This window comes from Gordonia tangerina (genome assembly GCF_021556435.1).
Taxonomy (GTDB): Bacteria; Actinomycetota; Actinomycetes; order Mycobacteriales; family Mycobacteriaceae; genus Gordonia; species Gordonia tangerina.
The window spans coordinates 29,680-53,050 of the sequence record NZ_JAKGCU010000026.1; the positions used below are offsets into that span (position 1 = coordinate 29,680).

Consider the following 23,371-nt stretch of genomic DNA (forward strand, 5'->3'; position numbering starts at 1 on the left):
ATGGGGTCAGCACATACTGCGCGTGATGCCGACGGCACGGAAGCGACCCCTCTCGAACTCACCGCTGCTCAGCGCGGGATGTGGTTCGCGGAGAACCTCTCCGCCGACTATTCCGTTACCGTTGCTCAGTACCTCGACATCCGCGACGCCGGCCGGGAACTCGACCGCGAGCTGTTCCGTCGGGTCACGGTGGAGAGCGGTCGCGCCCGGGAGTCCGCATTCACCCGGATCGTCGAGGTCAACGGCGTCCCGATGCAGATTGTCGATCAACAGATCGACAATGATCTCGATTTTCTCGATTTTCGCGATCAACCCGATCCGGTCGCCGCCGCGCACCAATGGATGAATGACGATTATCAACGACAAATGGATCTGCGCGGTGACCGGCTGGTGGTGTCAACGCTGATCCGCGTCGCGGATGATCGGTCGTTCTGGTACGTGCGGGCCCACCACATCGCACTCGACGGATATGCCGGACTCATGTCGGTCCTCGACGTCGTCAACCGGTACAACGCGGAGCTTGCGGGCGACGAGTACGCGCCGAAGGCGGGCGCAAGCCTCGCCGACCTCGTCGCCGACGACATCAAGTACCGCGAGGGCACTCGTCGCGCCGCCGATCGGGCGCACTGGGTGGACCGGGTCGCGGATCTGCCCGAGCGGGTCACGCTGGCGCAGCAGTCCGCCGCCGCCACGCTGTCGCCACGCAATCTGGTTGCCGGCGCCCGGATGAGCGTTGCTGCCCAGGATCAGCTCGACCGCGTGGCCACCGAACTCAACACCTCGGCCGCCGTCCTGCTGACGGCCGGTTTCTCGGCCTATCTCGCGCGGATGGCCGGCACCGACGATGTGGTTCTCAGCCTTCCGGTGACCGGCCGCGCCACGGCGAAGATCAAGAATGCCGCCGGGATGCTGGCCAACATGCTGCCGATCCGCGCCCGCGACGTGTCCCGGCTGACGATGCGCGACCTCATCGAGCAGAGCCAGCTCGAACTGACCGGCGCCCTGCGCCATCAGCGATATCGGTTCGAGGACATCCGCATCGATGCCGGGCTGGCCGATGCCAACACGGCGTCCTTCGGACCTATCGTCAATCTGATGTTCTTCGACAAGCCGATCGAGATGGTCGGTGCCGACGTCGAATACCAGATCCTCAGCTCGGGCATCCTGGAGGATCTGCGCCTCAACGTGTACCAGGCCAGCCCCGGCGCACGCCTGGTCGTCGACTTCCACGGCAATCCGCATCTGTACACCGAGGACGAGTTGCGCGGTCATCTCGAGCGGTTCCTGGTGTTCCTCGGACGGGTGTTCGCCGGTCTCGACACCCTGGTGGCCGACGTCGATCTGCTGATGGACGACGAACGTGCGGAGATGCTGGCGCTGGGCAAGGGGCCCGCGCTCGCGCTGCCGGAATCGGTTGATCATCTGCTGACCTCATTCGAGCGTCAGGTCCGCGATCACGGGGACCGCATCGCGGTCGAGTTCGACGATCGGCAGTGGACGTATGCCGAATTCGACCAGTTACGTGCGGTGATCACCGCGCATCTGCTCGCCGAGGGCGTCGGACGCGGCGACCGCGTGGTCGTGTCGGTGGGCCGCGGCCCGGGGCAGGTGGCGGCGATCTACGCTGTGCTCACGGTGGGGGCCGCCTATGTGCCGGTCGATCCCACCCAGCCCGACGAGCGGCGACGACTCATCGTGGATGCGGTGTCGGCTCCGGTGGTGATCGATGCCGCGCTGCTCTCCGCGATCGGCGTCGATGCGGTGGCCCGTGATGCCGCGGCCGCGCAACCGCCCGCCGTCGCTGCGGTCGGCGGGCGCGACGAGGCCGCCTATGTGTTGTTCACCTCGGGTTCGACGGGTACGCCGAAGGGTGTGCAGGTGTCGCACTCGGCGGTCCTCAACCGGCTCGCCTGGATGCAGGCGAACTATCCGCTCTCCGAGGCGGATCGGGTGCTGTACAAGACCCCCTTCACCTTCGACGTCTCGGTGTGGGAACTGCTGTGGCCGTTGGCCGAAGGCGCGCGGATGGTGATCGCCCGCCCGGACGGACATCGCGATCCCGAATACCTGCTGGACCTGATCACCCGACGTGAGGTCAACGTCGCGCACTTCGTTCCGTCGATGCTGGACGTGTACACCGAGGTGTTGCAGAACGAGGGCCACGAGACCCTGCTGCCGGCCACCGTGCGCCGTGTGTTCACCTCCGGTGAGGCGTTGCCGCGGCTGCTGGCCGATCGGGTGATCGACGGCTCCACCGCCGAACTGGTGAACCTGTACGGCCCAACCGAGGCCGCGGTCGACGTCACCGAGCACCGCGTGGTGGCCGACGACGGTCCGGTGCCGATCGGTCGGCCGGTGGCCAACACCGACACCTACGTCCTCGACACCCGGCTACGTCCGGTGCCCACCGGTGTGGCAGGAGAACTGTATCTCGCCGGCTGCCAGTTGGCCGACGGCTACCTGGGGCGTAGCGATCTGACCTCCGACCGGTTCGTCGCCGACCCCTTCGGTGGCGCGGGCTCGCGCATGTACCGTACCGGCGACCTAGTGCGCTGGGATGCGGCCGGCGAGCTGCAATACCTGGGGCGCACCGATTTCCAGGTGAAGATCCGTGGCCAGCGGATCGAACCCGGTGAGATCGAAGCGGTGCTCGACGCGATGCCAGGTGTGGACGCCACCGCGGTGGTACCCCGTACCGACCTGGGTCCCAGCCCCGTACTGGTGGCCTACCTGCGATCCGACGACGACTCGGTGACCGAGGCTGCGGCGCTGTCGTGGTGTCGCCGCCATCTGCCCTCGCACATGGTGCCGTCGGCGGCCGTGCTGCTCGACCAGTTCCCGGTGGGTACCGCGGGCAAACTCGATCGAAAGAGTCTGCCGGCTCCCGATCTCACCCCGGTCGTCGGTTACGAGGCGCCGCGCACACCGGTCGAGATGACGCTGGCCTCGCTGATCTCCGAGCTGCTCGGGGTGGAGCGAATCGGTTTGCGTGACAACATCTTCGCGCTCGGCGGTGACTCATTGATGGCCGCCCGCCTGGTGTCGCGAGCGCGAGTGGAGCACAACGTCCGGGTCGATCTCACCGACGTGTTCACCTCGGTGGACGTCGGTGAGATCGCCGAACGTTCTCGATCGGGCGGGGCCGACGGCCGGCCGGCGCTCACCCGTGTCGACCCACGCCCGCAGATCATTCCGCTGTCGCACTCGCAGACGCGACTGTGGTTCGTCAACCGGATGGATCCGGGTGCCGGTACCTACAACATGCCGGGCGCGGTACGGCTCGGCGCCGACGTCGATGTCGCGGCCCTGCAGCAGGCGCTCGGCGACCTCATCCAGCGCCACGAGACCCTGCGCACCCGGTTCGGATCCCATGGTGGGGAACCGATTCAGGAGATTCTGGATGCCGCCGAGGCGTCGACATCGGTGGACACCGAGGTGGTCGACGTCGATGGCCGCCTCGACGAGGTGATCGGCGCCGAGGCGGCTCGTGGATTCGACCTCGCACACGAGATCCCCTTCCGGGCAAGGATTCTGCGTGACGGCTCGGGATATGTCGTGGTTGTGGTGCTGCATCACATCGCCGGTGACGGCTTTTCCCTCGTGCCGCTGATCCGAGACCTGTTCGTCGCCTACACCGCCCGGCGCGACGGCGTCGACAACCCGCTGCCGCCGCTGGATGTCCAGTACGCAGACTTCGCGATGTGGCAACACCGCCTGCTCGGCGCCCCCGATGAGCCGACCGAGGTCGCGATCGACGGGCTGGCCTTCTGGGAGCAGGAACTGGCCGGTCTGCCCGGTTTCCTGCCGCTGCCGACCGACCATCCGCGCCCGCATGTGGCCACCGGCAGCGGTGGATACGTGGACATCACCATCGAGCCCGATCTGGTTGCCGGCGTCCGCGCGCTGGCACGTGACCACAACGTGACCCCGTTTTCGGTGCTGCACACGGCATTTGCCATCCTGCTGGCACGGTGGGCCGAGGTGGACGAGGTCGCGATCGGTACTGCCGTCGCCGGACGCGACGAACCCGAGACCAGCGATCTCGTCGGCATGTTCGTCAACACGGTGGTGCTGCGTACCGCGATCGCACCAGGAGACACCACCGCCGAATTGCTCGATCGTGCGCACACCACCCGCACCCGCGCGATGCGGCACGCGACGATCCCGTTCGAGCGGGTCGTCGAGGCCGTGGCGCCGGAGCGGTCGGCTGCCCACACCCCGCTGTTCCAGGTCTCTCTCACCATGCATCCGGGTCAGGCCCGCGCGCTCGAGGAATGGGCCGACTCGGCGGAGATGCTCGACGCCCGTGTGCAGTCGGCCAAGTACGATCTGTCGATCACCGTCACCGATCAGGTCCGCGACGCCGGTCTGGACGTCGAACTCGCCTATGCCGCTGACCTCTTCGACCAGCGGACCATCGAGCGGGTCGCCGATCAGCTGGTCACGGTGCTGCGTGCGATGGTCGCGGCCCCCACCAGGCGGGTCGGCACCATCGACCTGGTGGCCGGCGCGGAGTTCGCCGCACTCACCGAGCGTCCGAAGACCCCGGCGATCCCCGAGACGTTGCGGGATCTGCTGTTCAACGGTGTGGTCCAGGCCAATCCCTCTGGTGTCGCGATCAGCGGCGCCGGTACGATCACCTGGTCCACCCTGGAGGCCGGCACCAACCAACTCGCCCGCGAGCTGATCTCCCGTGGACTCGGTCCGGGTGATGTTGTTGCCCTGTGCATCCCCCGTTCACACCAGTCGGTGATGGCCATGCTGGCGGTCGCCAAATCCGGTGCGGCGTTTGTGAACATCGACCCGGCTCATCCCGCCGGCCGGCTCGCGGAGATCCTCGCCGACAGCGAGGCCGCGCTGGGGCTGACGGTCCTCGAGGTGTCCCGCAAGGCCCCCGACGGGGTCGAGTGGCTGTCGATCGACGACGAGACCATGGAGCTGCAGCTCGCCGGACACAGCGGCGCGCGGGTGCGCACCGACGAACTCATCCGGCCGCCGGTCCTCGATGACCTGGCGTATCTGATCTACACCTCCGGTTCCACCGGTAAGCCAAAGGCCGCCGCGTTGAGTCATCGCGGCCTGGCCACGGTGGTGGCCAATCAGAAGAAGATCCTGCGACTGGATCAGCGGTCTCGGGTGCTTCATGTCGCGTCGCCGAGCTTCGACGCCTCGATCTTCGAGATCCTGATGGCGATGTGCACCGGCGCCGAACTCGTGGTGAGCCCCAACGGCGTCTATGGCGGCGACGAACTCGCGACGGTCATCGACACTCATCAGGTCAGTCACGCCGTGATGACACCATCCGCGCTGGCGACGCTGGAACCGGCTGCGGTGCCCAGTCTGTCGCGGGTCATCAGTGTCGGTGAGGCCTGCCCGCCGGACCTGATGCGCCGATGGGCCCGCGCGGGTCGCGCGTTCTTCAACCTCTACGGTCCCACCGAGGTCACCATCTGGGCGACCGCCGCCGGACCCCTGCACGAGGGGGACGAGGTCACCATCGGCCGTGCGGTCCCCGGAGTCGGTGCGCTGGTACTGGATCCGGCGCTGCGGCCGGTCCCCGCCGGGGTCCCCGGTGAGCTGTACCTGTCGGGCATACAGCTTGCGCAGGCGTATCACGGTCGGCCAGACCTGACCGCGACGCGGTTCGTGGCGAATCCGTTCGGCGACGGCGAGCGCATGTACCGCACCGGTGACCGGGTGGTCCGCACCACGTCCGGCGCGCTACGGTACGTGGGACGCACCGACTTCCAGCTCAAGATCCGCGGCCTGCGGATCGAGCCAGGCGAGGTCGATGCCGCCATCGCGCGGCATCCCATGGTCAGCGAGGTCATCAGCCTGGGAGTGCCGGGGCCCGGCGGCGACGACGTGCTGGTCGCCTACGCGCGTCTGGTCGACGGGGCGACGGCGGACCCCAAGCGCATCCTGGAGCAGGCGGCAGTGCACCTGCCCGCCTACATGGTGCCGCATTCGCTGGTGGTCGTCTCGGAGTTCCGGCTTACCACATCGGGCAAGATCGACCGCAGATCGCTACCGCCGGTGGACTTCTCCGCCACGATCGGGTATCGCGCACCGAGCTCGCAGATGGAGACCGTGGTCGCGGGTATCTTCGGGCAGGTGCTCGGGCAGGATCGGATCAGTGCGGACGCCGACTTCTTCGACCTCGGCGGCAGCTCGTTGTCGGCGACCAAGGTCACCTCGCGGCTGTCGGCCCTGCTCGACCGGCCGGTGCCGGTGAAGTTGCTGTTCGAACGTCCCACCGTCGCAACGCTGGCACAGGCGTTGGCGGCGAGCCCAACCGGTCACGGGGCGCCACCGTTGCTGGCCCGCAGTCGTGCCGAGCTGGTTCGTGTGTCGGGGATGCAGCGCGGGCTGTGGTTGATCAACCGCGCCGACCCGGGATCGGCGGCCTACAACGTCGCGATGGCGTTGCGGTTGACCGGTGATCTCGACGTCGCTGCATTACAGCTGGCCACCGCCGACCTGGTGCGCCGCCACGAGTCGCTGCGCACCACCTACCCGATGATCAACGGGGAGCCGATCCAGGTGATCCTGCCCGCCGATGTCGTCGAGAGCGAGCTGACGGTGCAGGTCCGGGAGGTGGGGTCCGCGCTGGAGGATGCCATCGGTGAGGTGACCGGCGAAGGATTCGACATCACCACCCGGCCGCCGGTACGTGCGGTGTTGCTGCGGTTGTCGACTACCGAGCACATTCTGGTCTTCGTCATCCACCACATCAGCGCCGACGGTGCGTCGATGTCGCCGCTGGCGCGCGATCTGATGACGGCGTACGCGGCACGCAACACCGGGGCCGAACCCGCGTGGAAGCCGCTCCCGGTGCAGTACGCCGACTTCAGCCTGTGGCTGTCGGAACGTCTCGCGGTGACCGATGGCGAGGGCACCACCGAGGAAGAGCGTCAGCTGGCCTATTGGGATGATCGCCTGGCCGGTGTCCCGGAGCGACTGGATCTGCCGCATGACCACCCGCGGCCGAAGTCGCCCACCTTCCGTGGCGCTGCGGTTGACCTGGAAATCCCCGCCGCAGTGGTTGCGCAGCTCGAAATGGTTGCGCGCCAACACCATACGACATCATTCATGGTGATCCACGCTGCCTTCGCGGTGTTGCTGAACCGGATGTCGGGTGCCACCGACCTGGTGATCGGTACGCCGTTCGCGGGCCGCGGCGAGCAGAGCCTCGACGACGTGGTGGGTATGTTCGTCAACACCCTGGCCCTGCGTTCCCGCATCGACCCGTCCGAGCCCTTCGTGGACTTGCTGGCGCGAGTCCGCAACGAGGACCTCGCCGACATGTCGCACACCGACGTGGCCTTCGACAACATCGTGGCGCGCGCTCTGCCCAAGCCTCCGACGTCGTACAACCCGATCTATCAGGTGATGTTGGCCTTCCAGGATGTCGAATTCCCCACCCTGCAGTTCGACCGGTTGACGGTCGCACCCATCGGGGAGGAACTGACCTCGGCGAAGGTGGATCTGCAGCTGACCCTGTTCCCCAACGACCCTGAGCGCGACAGTCGCGGTGGCGGGATGCGGGCGCAATTCCTCTACGCCACAGACCTGTTCGACCCGAGTACCATCGAGCGGCTGGCGGCACGGTACGTGCAGGTGCTGGATTCGGTCACCACCGATCCGGACCTCCATGTCGGCGACGTCAGTATCCGTCTCGACGATGAGCTCCTCGCCAGCGCGGTCGACGACACCGTGGCCGAGGTGGCGCTCGCCGATCTCGTGGCGCAGGCGTCGGCCGCCGACCCCGCCGCATCGGCGGTCGCCGGGCCACCCGCGCTGAGCTTCGGTGATCTCGACATCATGATGCAGGCGATGAGTCCCACTGCGCCCGACGCGGACTCGGCGTTGACGATGGCGGCGATGACGTTGATACCCGGCCTCGCGGAGGCCGGACCCGAAGAGTTCGACGCGGTTCTCTACGAGTTGCGCGAACGTGCCGGGAGGGTAGTGGCCCAGGGCGACCATGCGACAGATTCCACTGAGTCGGAAGGCAGCGAACGAACGTGACAGGGATCGGTGTGGACGCGGTGGACATTTCTGCTGTATGGGGAAGACGACCACCGACGCGAGACCTGATCACCATCGCGGCGCAGCTCGCACCGCAGTCCGTCGCGCTCGACGCCAACGGAGCCGAGGTGTCCTTCGCCGACCTGTTCATGCGGGTGTCGGCGACGGCCGCGGTGTTCGAGGCGCGCGGGATGGACACCGAGGCCGCGGTCAGCGCCATCGTCACCGCTCTGATACCCAAGGACGGACTCGATCCGGCGGGGATCGCGGCGGCGATCCGATCGGCCACCGACGGCATCCGGGAACGCGCGTGTGCGATCGCCGGCACCACCGATTGGCAGTCGCTACCGGGTATCTTCCGGTCGGCGGTGCACCGTCACCCCGATCGGGTCGCGGTCACCGACCTCGACGACGGTGCGCTGACCTACAGGGAACTCGACGATCGTTCCGACCGCGTCGCAGCCGGACTGCTGGCCGCCGGCGTGTCGGCGGGTGCCGTGGTGGGTCTGGCGACGCCGCGCACGGTGGACGTCATGGTCGCGATCCTGGGCATTCTCAAGGCCGGCGCAGCCTATCTGCCGCTGGACACCTCTCATCCCGCCGACCGGCTGACGTTCATCGTCGAGGATGCGGGCCCGACACTGGTCATCACCGATCACGACGGTCGCCAAGCACTGGGCTTCCTCGACGTTGCGCGGCACACCATCTCCGATCTGATCGAACACCCACACGCCGGTGCGGCCGAGCTTCCCGCAGTCGTGGACGACCGCACCGCCGCGTATATGATCTTCACCTCCGGCTCCACCGGTCGACCCAAAGGTGTTGTGGTGGAACACCGCAGCGTCGTGGCGCTGATGGCGGCCGCGCAACAGCACTATGGCTTCACCGAGAACGACGTGTGGACGATGTTCCACTCCTATGCCTTTGACGTATCGGTGTTCGAGATGTGGGGTCCGCTGCTGTTCGGCGGACGTCTGGTGGTCGTGGACTTCCTCACCACCCGCAGCCCCGATGAGTTCGCCCGCCTGCTGACCACCGAAGCCGCGACCGTCGTCTCCCAGACCCCGTCGGCCTACTATCAGCTGGCCGCCGCCGTCCGCCCAGGTGCGCCCAACGACCTGGCCGACAGTGTCCGCTACATGGTGTTCGCCGGTGAGGCACTGGATTTCGCTCAGGTCAAGCGGTGGTACGCCGACCGTCTCGCCAGTGAAGGCAGGGTCGGGCCGGTATTGGTCAACATGTACGGCATCACCGAGACGACGGTCCACTCGACTTTCCGGGCCTTGGACCCCGACTTCGTGGAGACAGCCAAGGGCTCCGATGTCGGCACCGGGCTGCCCAACCTGACGATCCACCTGCTCGACGATCGTCTGCGGCCCGTGCCCGACGGTGTGCCCGGCGAGATCTATGTGAGCGGCACCCAGGTCACCCGTGGCTACCTCGGCCGTCCCGGTCTGTCATCGATCCGGTTCGTGGCCGATCCGTTCGCCGCAGACGGATCCCGGATGTACCGGTCCGGCGATCTGGCGATCTCCCGCGACGGAACCCTCGAGTATCTGGGCCGCTCCGACGCGCAGGTCAAACTCCGTGGCTTCCGGATCGAGCTCGGCGAGGTCGAGACCGCGCTGTTGAGCACCGACGGAGTCGATGCCGCCGCAGTCGCGGTGAAACGTCGCGACAACGGCGACGAGCTGTTGGTCGGCTATGTCGTACTCGAGGCGGACGACGCCGCCACACCGTCGGATGTGCGGATCGCGGCGGCGGCGTCGCTGCCCGGCTACATGGTGCCCGACGTCGTGATGGTGCTCGACCAGTTGCCGTTGACGGTCAACGGCAAACTCGACCGGCGGGGACTGCCGGAACCGCAGATCACCGGCGCCGCAGAGTATGTCGCGCCGAGTACGGAGACCGAGAAGATCCTCGCCGAGATCGCTGCCGACGTGCTGGGGCTCGAGCGGATCAGTGTCGCCGAGTCCATCTTCGATCTCGGCGGAAACTCCCTGGCGGCCGCGCGTATCGTCGGCCGCGCCGGCGAGGCGTTCAACGTCGAACTCTCGGTGCGTGATGTGTTCGACATGCCCTCGGTGCGCGGATTGGCCGAGACGATCGGTGGCCGTAGCGTGGGCGTAGCCCCGGTGCTGGCCGTAGAGCCTAGGCCGCAACGGATTCCGTTGTCGTTCGCGCAGCTGCGGATGTGGTTCATCAACCAGTTCGACACGGCGGCGTCGACGTACAACATCCCGATGCTGCTGCGGTTGACCGGGCCGGTCGATGCCGACGCACTACGTGTCGCGCTGACCGACGTGGTGATCCGTCACGAGGTTCTGCGCACCGTGTTCCCCACGGTTGACGGCGTGCCGGTGCAGGTCATCTCGCCGGCCGACGAGGTGACCGATCGGCTGGACTGGGCGATCGTGAGATCGCAGGCCGATCTCGCGGCCGCGATCGGCGCCGGGTTCGACGTCACCGAGCAGTGGTCGTTGCGGGCGCGGCTGTGGCAGGTCGCCGAAGACGAATTCGTCTTCGGCCTCGTGGTCCATCACATCGCCGCCGACGGCGAGTCGATGGGGCCACTGGTGGCAGACCTGGTGACCGCCTATGCGGCGCGCGTGGCCACGGTCGAACCGGAGTTCGTCCCCCTCGATGTCCAGTTCGCCGACTTCGCGATCTGGCAGCACGAGGTCCTCGGTTCCGCCGACGATGTGGACTCGGTGGTCGCACGGCAGTTGTCGTACTGGGACACCCAACTGCGCGGACTCCCTGACGTCCTGGAGTTGCCGACCGACCGGCCGCGGCCGGTGGTGGCCACCCAGCACGGCGCGCAAGTTGGATTCGAGGTTCCCGGCTGGGTCGTGGACCGGATCGGCGTGATCTCCCGCGAGTACGGTGTGACCCCGTTCATGGTGGTGCACGCCGGTCTCGCCGTGTTGTTGGCGCGGCTGTCGGCGTCGGACGACATCGCCGTCGGCACACCGATAGCCGGTCGCGGCCAACGCGTCCTCGACCCGCTGGTGGGGATGTTCGTCAACACCTTGGTGTTGCGCTCGCAGATCGACTCGTCGATGTCGTTCGCCGAACTGCTCGATTCGGTGCGTGCCACGGACCTGGAGGCCTTCGCGCATGCCGACGTGCCGTTCGAGACGGTCGTCGAACACCTGCAACCGGTTCGGTCGGAGTCCTTCGCGCCGCTGACCCAGGTGCTGCTGTCGTTCGACCAGTCCGTGCTCGCCGAGTTCTCCACCGGTGTCCTCGCCGACGATGTCGCGGGTGTGGCGGTGAGTTCGGTTCCGGTCGAGGAGATCCCGGCGAAAGTCGACCTCACCGTCGGTGTCACCGATGCCGGCGATCGCTGGCAGGGCACCTTGATCTACGCGGTCGACCTGTTCGATGCCGACACCGCCGACCACATGGCCGCCCAGTTCGTCCGGATCCTCGATCAGCTCACCGCCGACCCCGCTGTGGCCGTGGGAGATGTCGCGCTGCTCGGTGAGGACGAGGCGGCGGCGCTGCTTCCGGTCGCCGGAGCGGTGGGCGCGCCGGCGCGGCATCTCGCGGAGGTGTTCGCAGAGGTTGCCGCTCGCCATCCGCAGCGTCCGGCGGTAACCGATGACACCGGCGCCGCGCTGACCTACGCACAACTCGACGAACGCTCGAATCAACTGGCCCGCTGGCTGATCTCGCGTGGCGTCGGGACCGAGTCGCTGGTGGCGCTCGCCGTCGGACGTTCCGCCGAACTGCTGGTCGCGATGTGGGCGGTGGCCAAGACCGGCGCCGGCTATCTGCCGATCGACCCCGACTACCCGGCCGAGCGCATCGAACACATGCTGACCGACTCGCAGGTGCGCATCGGCCTGACCACGGCGCGGGTGCACGATCGGCTGCCGGCCGGTCCCGAGTGGTCCACCGTCGAACAGCTCGGTGCCGCAGGGGTTCTCGACACTCTCGACTCCGCGCCGCTGCGTGCCGACGAACTGTCGGCCGCGCGGCATCTCGACGCCACGGCCTACGTCATCTACACCTCCGGGTCCACCGGCGTACCCAAGGGGGTGTCGGTCACCTATCGCGGCATCCACAACTTCGCCACCGCCGAGGTCGTCCGTTTCGGTACCGGGCCGTCGTCGCGCATCCTGGGCTTCGCCTCCCCGAGTTTCGACGCCTCCATCCTCGAGTGGTTGCTGGCGTCGGTGGCCGGTGGTGCGCTGATCTACCGGCCCGACGGCGTACTCGGTGGGGACATGCTGGCGGCGTTCATCACCGAGCAACGACTCACCCATGTCTTCCTGACCCCGACGGTGCTCTCCACGCTGGAACCCGGGTCGGTTCCCGGCCTGCAGGTGTTGATGTCGGGCGGCGAGGCGGTCTCGCAGTCCCTGGTGGACCGGTGGTCTGACCGACTGCGGTTCTTCAATGCGTACGGCCCCACCGAGGCGTCGGTGGCGGTGGCGATGAGTGCTCCGCTGCGGGCCGGCCGGCCGGTGCACATCGGTGGCCCGGTCGACGGTGTGGGACTGATGGTGCTCGACGAACGGCTGCACGCCGTGCCCGTCGGCGTGGCGGGCGATCTGTACGCCGGTGGGGTGGCCCTCGCACGTGGTTACCTCGACCGACGCCGGCTCACCGCCGAGCGGTTCGTCGCCGATCCCTACGGCGCGCCCGGCGAGCGCATGTACCGCACCGGCGACGTGGTCCGGTGGAGCCGCGACGAATCCGGTGATCTGGTGCTGGAATACGTCGGCCGCAGTGACGATCAGGTCAAGCTCCGCGGCCTGCGCATCGAACTCGGCGAGATCGAGGCGGTCCTGGCGTCGCATCCGGCGGTGTCCTCGGCGGTTGTGATCGGCGTGGGCGGTTCGGTGGCCTCGGCACTGGCCGGGTACGTGGTGGCCGACCCGGCTGCCACGGATCCCGGCGTCGACGTCGCCGCGCTGCGTGGCTTCATCGCCGAACGTCTGCCGGCGCACATGGTGCCGGCCAGCCTCCAGATCCTCGACTCGTTGCCGTTGACGCCGGCCGGGAAGCTCGACAAACGCGCCCTCCCGGACCCGCAGATCGACACCGATACAACGGACTACGTCGCTCCCGGGTCATCGCTGGAAGAGCGATTGGCGCAGGTGGTGGCCGGTGTGCTCGGCGTCGATCGGGTCAGTGTCACCGAGTCCTTCTTCGCGTTGGGCGGTGACTCGATCACCTCGATCCAGTTGTCGTCGGCCGCGCGGTCGGCCGGGTTGTCGCTTTCACCGCGCGACATCTTCGAGCACAAGACGGTCCGCGCGATGGCACAGGCGGTCGCCGAGGGCGGCGAGCGCCTGCCCTTGCTGGCCGACCCACACGGCGGGGTCGGCGATATCGCGCTGTCGCCGGTCGTGTCGTGGATGCTCGAATCCTCTGACACCGCAGCCGACTTCGCGGACTTCTCGCAGGCGATCGTACTGATCGCGCCGGAGCGTCTCACCGCCGACGACGTGATGCGTGTGTTGTCGGTCGTCGTCGATGCCCACCCGATGCTCTCGGCGCGGCTGACCGAGGTCGACGGTCACTGGACCTCGACCGCGGGTGTGGGATCGCGTCCGGTGGTGCGCACGACATCCACCCCGGCGACCGACGGATCGGTGGAGCTGCAGTCGGCGATCGAGACCGCGCACGCCGACGCGCTGGCCCGTCTCGATCCGTCCGCAGGCGTCCTGGTCTCCGCGGTGCTGGTGTCGGCCGCCGACACCGCACGGCTGGTGCTCGCCGTCCATCATCTTGGGGTCGATGCGGTGTCGTGGCCCATCCTGATCGAGGACATCATCACCGTGTGGGGGCAACTGCAGTCGGGCAGTGAGCTGCAGGTGCGGCCCGAGGTGACCTCGGCACAGGCCTGGCATGCCGCGATGAGCGAGCAGGCCGACGACCGGGCCGACGAGGTCGCGTACTGGTCGGCCCGGTTGGGTGAGCCCACTGGGTTCGGCGCCTCGTTCGACCGGACCCGGGATCGGTTCTCGACGCTGCGCTCGGTACGGCATCGGGTCGACGCAGAGGTGACCGAGGCGCTGGTCACGGTGGTGCCCGAGGCCTTCGGCGGCCACGTCAACGACGCGCTTCTGGCCGCGCTGGCCCGTGCCGTGCGGTCCTGGCAGCACTCGGTGGGTATCGCCGACGAATCGCCGATCGGCGTGCTGCTCGAGGGGCACGGCCGTTACGAAGAGCTCGTCGCGCAGGGCGACCCCCCGCGCCACGCCGACCTGTCCCGCACGGTCGGCTGGTTCACCACCATCGCTCCGATGGCGCTCGACCCGGGCATTGACGTGGTGCACGCGGTGAAGGCGGCAAAGGAGCAGCGACTGGGACAACCCGACCGCGGGGTCGGGTTCGGCGCGTTGCGCTTCGGCGGGGACGAACGCCTGGCCGGCCGCGCACTGCCGTCGATCGGTTTCAACTTCTTCGGCGCGGGTGGTCGCGCCGGCGCGACCGAGGACCTGGTCGTTGATTTCATGGTGGACCCGGATGCGCCGGCATTGCCCGCAACGGTGTCGGGCGCGATGGCCGCGATGCACGTACTGACGGTGAACGTCGGTACCCGGCAGACCGGCAGTGGCCGGGAACTGTCGGCCGATCTGCTGTTCATCGACGGCATCCTCACCGAGGACGACGTCGCCGGTATCGCGCAACGGTGGTCGGCGGAACTCGCGGCAATCGTCGACGTCGTGGCCCACGGTGACGTCGGCCCGTCACCCTCGGATATCGCGGGTACGTCGGTGACGCAGGAGGATCTGGACCGGATCACCGAACTGCACCCGGGTGCCGCGATCTGGCCGCTGTCACCCCTGCAGAAGGGTCTGTATCTGCAATCGGCGCTCACCGACGCCGCCGACGCGGTGGACGTCTACGTCAGTCAGGCGGTCCTGCGGCTCGGCGGGGACGTCGACGAGGCGCGGCTGCGCGACGCCGTGCAGGCGCTCGTCGCCCATCACCGCGTCCTGCGGTCGGGCTACCTGCGCACCGACGGCGGCGCCGTGGTCGCGGTGATCCCCGACACTGTGGAAGTACCTTGGCGCACCGTCGATCTCGGTGCGGTGGACGAGGCGGACCGGCGTCGGCTGGTCGAGGAACACACCGCGCGCGAGCGCGTGGAGCCGTTCGATCTGGCGCACCCGCCGCTGCTGCGTGTGGTCCTCGTCCGGGATGCGGTCGGGGTGAGTGTGGTGATCACCAACCACCACATCCTGTTCGACGGCTGGTCGGGTCCGCTGGTGTTGGCCGACTTGCTGGCCTTGTACGCCTCCGGTGCCACCTACACCGGTCAGATCGCTTCCGGCGGCAGTGATTTTGCCGACCACCTGCTCCGTCTCGCGACAGCTGACGATGCGGCCGGCCGGGATGCGTGGCGACGAGTTCTCGCGCCCGTCGAGGGCGCCACCCTGGTGGCACCCGGCGTCGAGGCGACCCGGGAGTCATTGCCGCGCAACCATGCGGTTGTGGTCGATGCCGAGCTGACCGCCGCACTCGAGCGCCTCGCGCGGTCCCACGGCGCCACCATGGCCACGGTGCTGCAGTTCGCCTGGGCGCTGCTCGTGTCGCGCCTCACCGGCAACCGGATCGTCACCTTCGGCGAGACGGTCTCGGGACGCCCGGCCGACCTCGACGGGGTCGAGACGATGGTCGGACTGTTCATCAACACCCTGCCCGCGGTCGTCGACGTCGACCCGTCCGCATCGGTCGGGGAGGTGCTGGCCGGGCTCCAGGACGCCAAGATCAGTGTGCTCGACCACCAGCACCTGGGCCTTCCGGAACTGACCGCGCTGGCCGGTGTCGGGCAACTCTTCGACACCTTGACCGTGCACGAGTCCTATCCGGTGGACACCGACTCGCTGTCGACCACCGACGCGGCGGCGACCGGCGGCCTCGACATCCGCGAGGCGCAGGTCAGCGACTCCACGCACTACCCGCTCAACATGATCACGTCACCGATGGGCGAGGAACTGTCCATCACCCTGAAGTATCTGCCAGATGCATTCTCCGATGCGCAGATCGCGGTGTTCGCCGACGCGGTCGTGGCGATCCTGCGACAGGCCGCCGGCGCACCCGAGACGCTGATCGCCGACGTCGATCTGCTGTCCGGGACCGGCGCCGACATCGTCGAGCAGTCCACCGGTGCCGAGGTGAGTGTGCCGGCAGGCACGGTCGCCGACGCCGTGGCCGCGCAGGTCGCCCGGACACCGGACGACGTCGCCCTGATGTTCGGCGACCGCACCGTGACCTACGCCGAACTCGGTGCGCGGACCGCCGTGTTGGCGCGCGAGCTGATCGCGACGGGTGTGGCACCCGGCGTCGCCGTGGGTGTCTCGATGGATCGCTCGGTCGAGATGGTGCTGGCGATCCACGCCGTGGTCGCGGCCGGTGGGCAGTACGTGCCGATCGATCCGGGCGTCCCCGCCGACCGGGTGCAGTACATGGTCGAGACGGCCGGTGTGCGTACCGTGCTCGTCGGCCCGCACGGCGCTCCGGCGTCGGTAGCCGGTCTGGGGCCCTCGGTGCGGGTGATCGAGGTGGACGCCGCAGACGACGTCGACCTGGCGGTCGCGCCGGTGACCGACGCGGACCGACACGCACCGCTGCGGCTCGACGATGCGCTCTACACGCTGTTCACGTCCGGTTCCACCGGCCGTCCGAAGGGTGTGACGGTGTCGCACCGTTCGGTCCTCAATCGGCTGTGGTGGGGCCTCGACGAATACCCGTGGGCGTCGGGGGACCGGGTGGTGCTCAAGACCCCGTTCACCTTCGACGTCTCGGTGCCGGAACTCTTCGCCCCGCTGATGGCCGGCGCGACGGTCGTCGTCGCGCGCGCGGGCGGCCACGCCGACCCGGTCTACATCGCCGATCTGATCACCGGCACGCGTGCCACCTCGGTGCATTTCGTGCCGTCGATGCTGTCGGTGTTCCTCGATGTGGTGCCGGCGGAGAAGATCTCGGCGTTGAGCTCGTTGCGGTGGCTGTTCTGCTCGGGTGAGGCGTTGCCGCCCTCGGTGGTCGCGCGCGCCCACACGTTGCTGCCGCAGGTGCAGATCGTCAACTTGTTCGGGCCCACGGAGGCGGCCGTCGAGGTGGCCTACGTCGACGTCACCGACGCCACCGAGGTGGTGCCCATCGGTGTGCCGGTGTCCAACACCTCGACCCTGGTCCTCGACGCCCGGCTGCGGCCGGTGCCGCCGGGCATCCCGGGAGAGCTGTATCTCGGTGGCGTCCAGGTCGCGCGCGGGTACGCCGCCCGCCCCGGCCTCACCGCGGAGCGGTTCGTCGCCGACCCGTTCGGGGCCGCCGGTTCGCGGTTGTATCGCACCGGTGACCTCGTTCGCTGGAACACCGAGGGCGCCATCGAGTACCTCGGGCGCACCGACTTCCAGGTGAAGTTGCGCGGTCAGCGCATCGAACTCGGTGAGATCGAATCGGTTGTCGCCGCCGCGCCTGCAGTGGTGCACGCGGCCTGCACGGTTGTCGAAACCCCCGGTGGGGGACAGCATCTCGTCGCCTATGTGTCGCCGTCGACGGTCGACGAAGCCGTGGTGCGCGGTGCCGTCGCCGAATCCCTGCCGGAGTACATGCGTCCGACGGTGTGGATGCTGCTCGACGACATCGCGCTCAACAGCGCGGGCAAACTGGACCGTCGGTCGCTGCCGGCCCCGGTCTTCGAGACCGCCACCCACATCGCCCCGGAGACCGACGCGGAACAGGCGGTCGCGACGGTGATCACCGAGGTTCTCGGGCTCGACCGCGTCAGCGTCACCGACTCGTTCTTCGACATCGGCGGCAACTCGTTGTCGGCGATGCGAGTCGCCGCCCGAGTCGGCGACGCGTTCGGCGTCGACGTCTCGGTTCGGGATCTCTTCGAGGCGCCCACAGTGCAGGCGCTGGCCGCGGCGGTCGCCGGGCGGGAGGCGGGACTACCGCCGCTGGTGGCGATCACCCCTCGCCCGTCGCCGATCCCGTTGTCGTTCGCCCAGACCCGGATGTGGTTCATCAACCGCTTCGAGCCGGGCACCCCAACCTACAACATCCCGGTGGTACTGCGCCTGAACGGCAGCCTCGACATCGCGGCGCTGCGCGCGGCGGTCGTCGACACCGTGGTGCGCCACGAGGTTCTGCGCACCACCTTCCCGGCCGTCGACGGGGTGCCGGTGCAGGTCATCGGCCCGGTCGACGACGTCGCCGACCACCTCGACTGGGCACTGGTGGACTCCGAGGGCGACCTCGAGGCCGCGATGACCGCCGGATTCGACGTCACCGTCGATCGGCCGCTGCGTGTCCGGTTGCACAGGGTGGCCGATGGCGAGTACCTGCTCGCCGTGGTGGCCCACCACATCGCGGCCGACGGTGAATCGATGCTGCCGCTGGTCACCGACGTGGTCTCCGCCTACGCGGCGCGGTCGGAGGGGCGGTCGCCCCAGTTCGCGCCGCTGGCAGTGCAATTCGCCGACTACGCGATCTGGCAGCACACCGCGCTCGGGTCACCCGAGCAGGCGGACTCGGCGGTGGCCCGACAGCTGGCCTACTGGACCGAGGCTCTCGGCGGAGCACCCGATGTCCTCGAACTCCCCGCCGACCATGCGCGACCCGCGGTCGCATCCCATGTCGGTGCGCGGGTGGAGTTCGCGTTGCCGGCCACGCTCGGCGATCAGATCACCGACGTCGCCGCACGATTCGGCGTCACCCCGTTCATGGTCGTGCACGCCGGGCTGGCTGCGCTGCTGGGTCGGCTCACCGCACACGACGACATCACGATCGCGACCCCGATCGCCGGCCGCGGTTCGGCGGCGCTCGACCCGCTCGTCGGCATGTTCGTCAACACGCTGATCCTGCGTACCGCGATCGATCCCGCGACCACCTTCGCCGAACTGCTCGACGACGTCCGGGTGACCGACCTGGAGGCCTTCGCGCACGCCGATGTGCCGTTCGAGACGGTCGTCGAAGCGGTCAACCCGACGCGGACGGCGGCCTTCGCCCCACTGGCGCAGGTGATGTTGTCCTTCGATCCGGCGGCGTCGGCGGAGAACACCGACCTGCCGATCGCCGGGTTGTCGGTGCGATCGGTCGAACCCGCTTGGGTGCCTGCCCAGCTCGACCTGTCGGTGACCGTGAGTTCGGCACCGTCGGGAGCGGACTGGACGGGTTCGATCGTCTACGCCACCGACTTGTTCGAATCCGCGACCGTGGCCCGCCTGGCCGCGCGATTCACCGCATTGCTCGATCATCTCCTCACCACACCGGAACTCCCGATCGGCGACGCCGCCATCATCTTCGACGACGAGCAGAGCGCGGTCGCGGAATGGTCGACCGGCGCGGTCGTCGATGTACCCGCTGAGCTGGTGGGAGATGCGGTGTTCGGTCAGGCGCACCACGCCCCCGACGCGACGGCTCTGGCCGTCGACGGGCGAGAGATCTCCTACCGTGAGTTCGCCGACCGAGTTGCGATCCTGGCCCGCGAACTGATCGCCGCCGGTGTCGGACCCGGTGCGGCCGTGGGTGTCTCGCTGGAGCGTTCGGCCGCGATGGTCATCGCGGTCAACGCGGTGCTGGCCGCCGGTGCACACTATGTGCCGATCGACCCCGATGCGCCGCTCGATCGTGCCGAGTACATGATCGACACCGCCGGAGTCGGTGTGGTCATCGTCGACGCCGCCCGGGAGTCGGGTGTCGTCGCAGCCGATGTCCCCGGCATGCGAGTGATCGAGGTCGACGCCGCGGCTGCAGTGGAGTCGATGCAGCCTCCGGTGACCGACCGGGACCGACGCAGCCCGCTGCGACCCGACGACGCCGCCTACACGCTGTTCACCTCGGGTTCCACCGGCCGGCCGAAGGGCGTCACGGTGACCCACCGTGCGCTGGCCAACCGTCTGCGCTGGTGTGTCGACGAATTCGACTGGTCGCCGGCCGATCGGGTGTTGCTCAAGACCCCGTTCACCTTCGACGTGTCTGTGCCCGAATTGTTCGGTCCGCTGATGGTGGGTGCGACCACGGTGATCGCCCGGGCCGGTGGGCACCGGGAACCGGCCTACATCGCCGATCTGATGGCCGCCGAAGCCATCACCTCGGTGCACTTCGTGCCGTCGATGCTGTCGGTGTTCCTCGACGTGGTCCCCGTCGCGCAACTGGCGCAGCTCACCACGCTGCGGTGGCTACTCACCTCGGGTGAGGCACTGCCGCCCGCGGTGGCCCGGCAGACCCATGAGGCGCTGCCGCACACCGCGATCCACAATCTGTACGGTCCCACCGAGGCCACCGTCGACGTCACCTCGACTGACGTCACCGAGGCCGTCGACATCACCATCGGTGGCCCGGTGTGGAACACCTCGACCCGGGTGCTCGACGCGCGCCTGCGTCCGGTGCCGCCGGGGGTGCCTGGCGAGCTCTATATCGGTGGTGTGCAGGTGGCCCGCGGCTATGCGTCCCGTTCGGCGCTGACCGCCGAACGATTCGTCGCCGATCCGTTCGGTCCCCCCGGCGCCCGGCTGTACCGGACGGGTGACCTGGTGCGCTGGAGCACCCGGGCCGGGAGTGGACCGGAGGCGTCCGGCGCCATCGAATATCTGGGCCGCACCGACTTCCAGGTGAAGCTGCGCGGCCAGCGCATCGAACTTGGCGAGATCGAGTCGGTCATCGCGTCCGCACCGGGGGTGGTGCATGCGGCATGTGATGTCGTCGACGCACCGACCGGTCCGCAGCACCTTGTCGCCTACATCGCACCGGCGACGGTGGATCAGGCGGCGGTGCAGGCGGTCGTCGCCGACCGCTTGCCGGAGTACATGCATCCCTCGGTGTGGATGCTGCTCGACGACATCGAACTCAACAGCTCGGGCAAGCTCAACCGGAAGACGTTGCCGGCTCCGGTGTTCGAGATCGGCGAATACGAGGCGCCGGCGTCCGACGCGGAGGCCGCGGTCGCCGCGGTGATCGCCGGAGTGCTCGGTCTCGACCGGGTCAGCGTCGCCGAGTCCTTCTTCGACATCGGCGGCAACTCATTGTCGGCGATGCGTGTCGCGGCGCGAGTCGCCGAGGAACTCGGTGTCGATGTCTCCGTGCGTGACCTGTTCGACACCCCCACGGTCCGGTCGCTGGTGGCGGCGGTGGCCGGGCGTGAACAGACGTTGGCCCCGCTGGTGGCCGGAAAGCGCCCGGACCGCCTGCCGCTGTCGATGGCGCAAGCCCGGATGTGGTTCATCAACCGATTCGACCCGACGTCGGCCGCGTACAACATCCCGATGGCCATGCGGCTCACCGGTGATCTCGATCTCGACATTCTGGTCGCTGCGGTCTCCGACGTGCTCGAACGGCACGAGGTGCTGCGTACTGTCTATCCGCTCGATGCGGACGGTCCATACCAGCAGATCCTCGAGGTGGGTGCAGCGCGTGCGGCGCTGGATTGGTCGGTGGTCGACGATGCGGCCGAACTCACCACGTCGGTCGCGCGAGGCTTCGACGTCACCGAGGACCTGCCGATTCGCGGACGGGTGCGGCGTGTCGGTCCGGACACCGTCGACGTCGTGTTGACGGTCCACCACATCGCCTTCGACGGAGCGTCGACGGCAGTGTTCGTGCGAGATCTGATGGGCGCGTACCTGTCGCGGATCGACGATACGGTGCCGACGGCACCGGCGCCCGCAGTCCAGTACGCCGATTTCGCGCTGTGGCAGCGGGATACGCTTGGTACGGCCGACGACCCGTCGAGCCGGATGGCCGAGCAGCTCGGCTATTGGCGCGAACATCTGCAGTCACTGCCGTCGGTCACCGACCTGCCGATGGATCGGCCCCGACCGGCGGTGATGGAGACCACCGCCGGAGTGGTGACGGTGCAGCTCGACGACGAGCTGGCCGCGAAACTCGACGAGTTCGCCCACGCGCAGGGTGTCACCGGTTTCATGGCATCACATGCGGCGCTGACGATCCTGATCTCGCGATTGGCGTCGACGAGTGATGTGGTGATCGGCACGCCGATCGCCGGACGCACCGACGCCGCACTGGGCGATCTGGTCGGCATGTTCGTAAACACCCTGGTGTTGCGGACGCAGGTCGATCCGGCATCCTCGGTGGCCGACCTCGTGGCCCGCGTGCGTGCCGAGGATCTCGAGGCGTTTGCCCACGCGGACGTCCAGTTCGAGGAACTCATCGACGAACTCGCCCCCACCCGCTCGACGGCGTTCCCGCCGCTGGCGCAGATCGCGTTCAGCCACGTCGACGGCGAGGAGTCGATGACCGCCCTCGAGGGCGCCGGCCTCGTGGTCCAACCGCTGGAACTGCCCGACCAGATCGCCAAATTCGAACTGTCGGTGGGCGTCTCGGACCGCACCGAATCGACCCCGATGAGCGTCGACTTCATCTACGCCCGGTCGATCTTCGACGAAGCGACGATCCGGGGCTTCGCGACCGCCTGGTTGCGGATTCTCGAGGCGATGGTGGCCGATTCCTCGGCCGCCGTGGGCGACATCGACCTACTCGGCGAACGGGAGAGGGCGGCGCTGGCCCCGGTGTCCGGGGGCGCACCCGATGCGCCGCCGATGGTGCTGCGCGAGATCTTCGCCGAAGCCGTCGCCTTACATCCCGACAATGTGGCGGTGCGCGATCCGCGCGGCCACAGCCTCACCTATGCCGAACTCGATGCGCGCGCCAATCAGCTCGCGCGGTGGCTGACCGAGCGCGGCGCCGGGCCGGAGACGCTGGTGGCGGTGGCCATCGAGCGCTCGGCCGAGTTGATGACCGCGATCTGGGCGGTCGCGAAGACCGGCGCGGGCTACCTTCCCATCGATCCGGACTATCCCGCCGACCGGATCGCCTACATGCTGTCCGATTCGGGGACCGAACTCGGTCTGACCACCACGGCCCGGCGGTCGGGCCTGGGCGACACCGTCGACTGGCAGTGCCTGGACGCCGATGACATCGTCGGCGAGGTCGCGACGCACGACACGGCCGCGCTGTCGGCGGCCGAGTGCAACGGGACGCCGGAGGTCGACGCGATTGCCTACGTGATCTACACGTCGGGCTCGACCGGAACGCCGAAGGGTGTCCAGGTCACCAGCCGCGGTCTGGTCGACTTCGCCCACGCGGAGCTGCGCCGGTTCGCCGTCACACCGGATTCGGTGATCCTGGGTTACGCGTCACCGAGTTTCGATGCGTCCATCCTGGAATGGTTGCTGCCGTTGCGGTCGGGAGCCACGCTGGTCTATCGCCCGGCCGATGTCGTCGGCGGCGAGGCGCTCGCGCAGTTCGTTCGCGACCAGCACATCACTCACCTGTTCCTGACGCCGTCGGTGCTGGCCACCATCGACCCCGACGCCGTTCCCGAGCTGCGGTCGGTGGCCTCCGGTGGGGA

Annotated in this window: 2 protein-coding genes (1 of these 2 cut by a window edge); both read left to right on the plus strand. The window is 68.5% G+C overall.

Going from position 1 to position 23,371, the window contains the following annotated elements; genetic code table 11:
- Positions 1–8,031, plus strand: a complete 8,031-nt coding sequence (locus L1892_RS20760; RefSeq protein WP_235725591.1) for a non-ribosomal peptide synthetase — start codon at positions 1–3, stop codon at positions 8,029–8,031.
- Positions 8,028–23,371, plus strand: the 5' portion of a protein-coding gene (locus L1892_RS20765; protein WP_235725593.1) for a non-ribosomal peptide synthase/polyketide synthase. The gene runs 9,634 nt beyond the window's last position; the window shows 15,344 of its 24,978 coding nt (coding positions 1–15,344); it begins with the start codon at positions 8,028–8,030; the stop codon falls past the right edge of the window. The genes L1892_RS20760 and L1892_RS20765 overlap by 4 nt, the downstream gene beginning before the upstream one ends.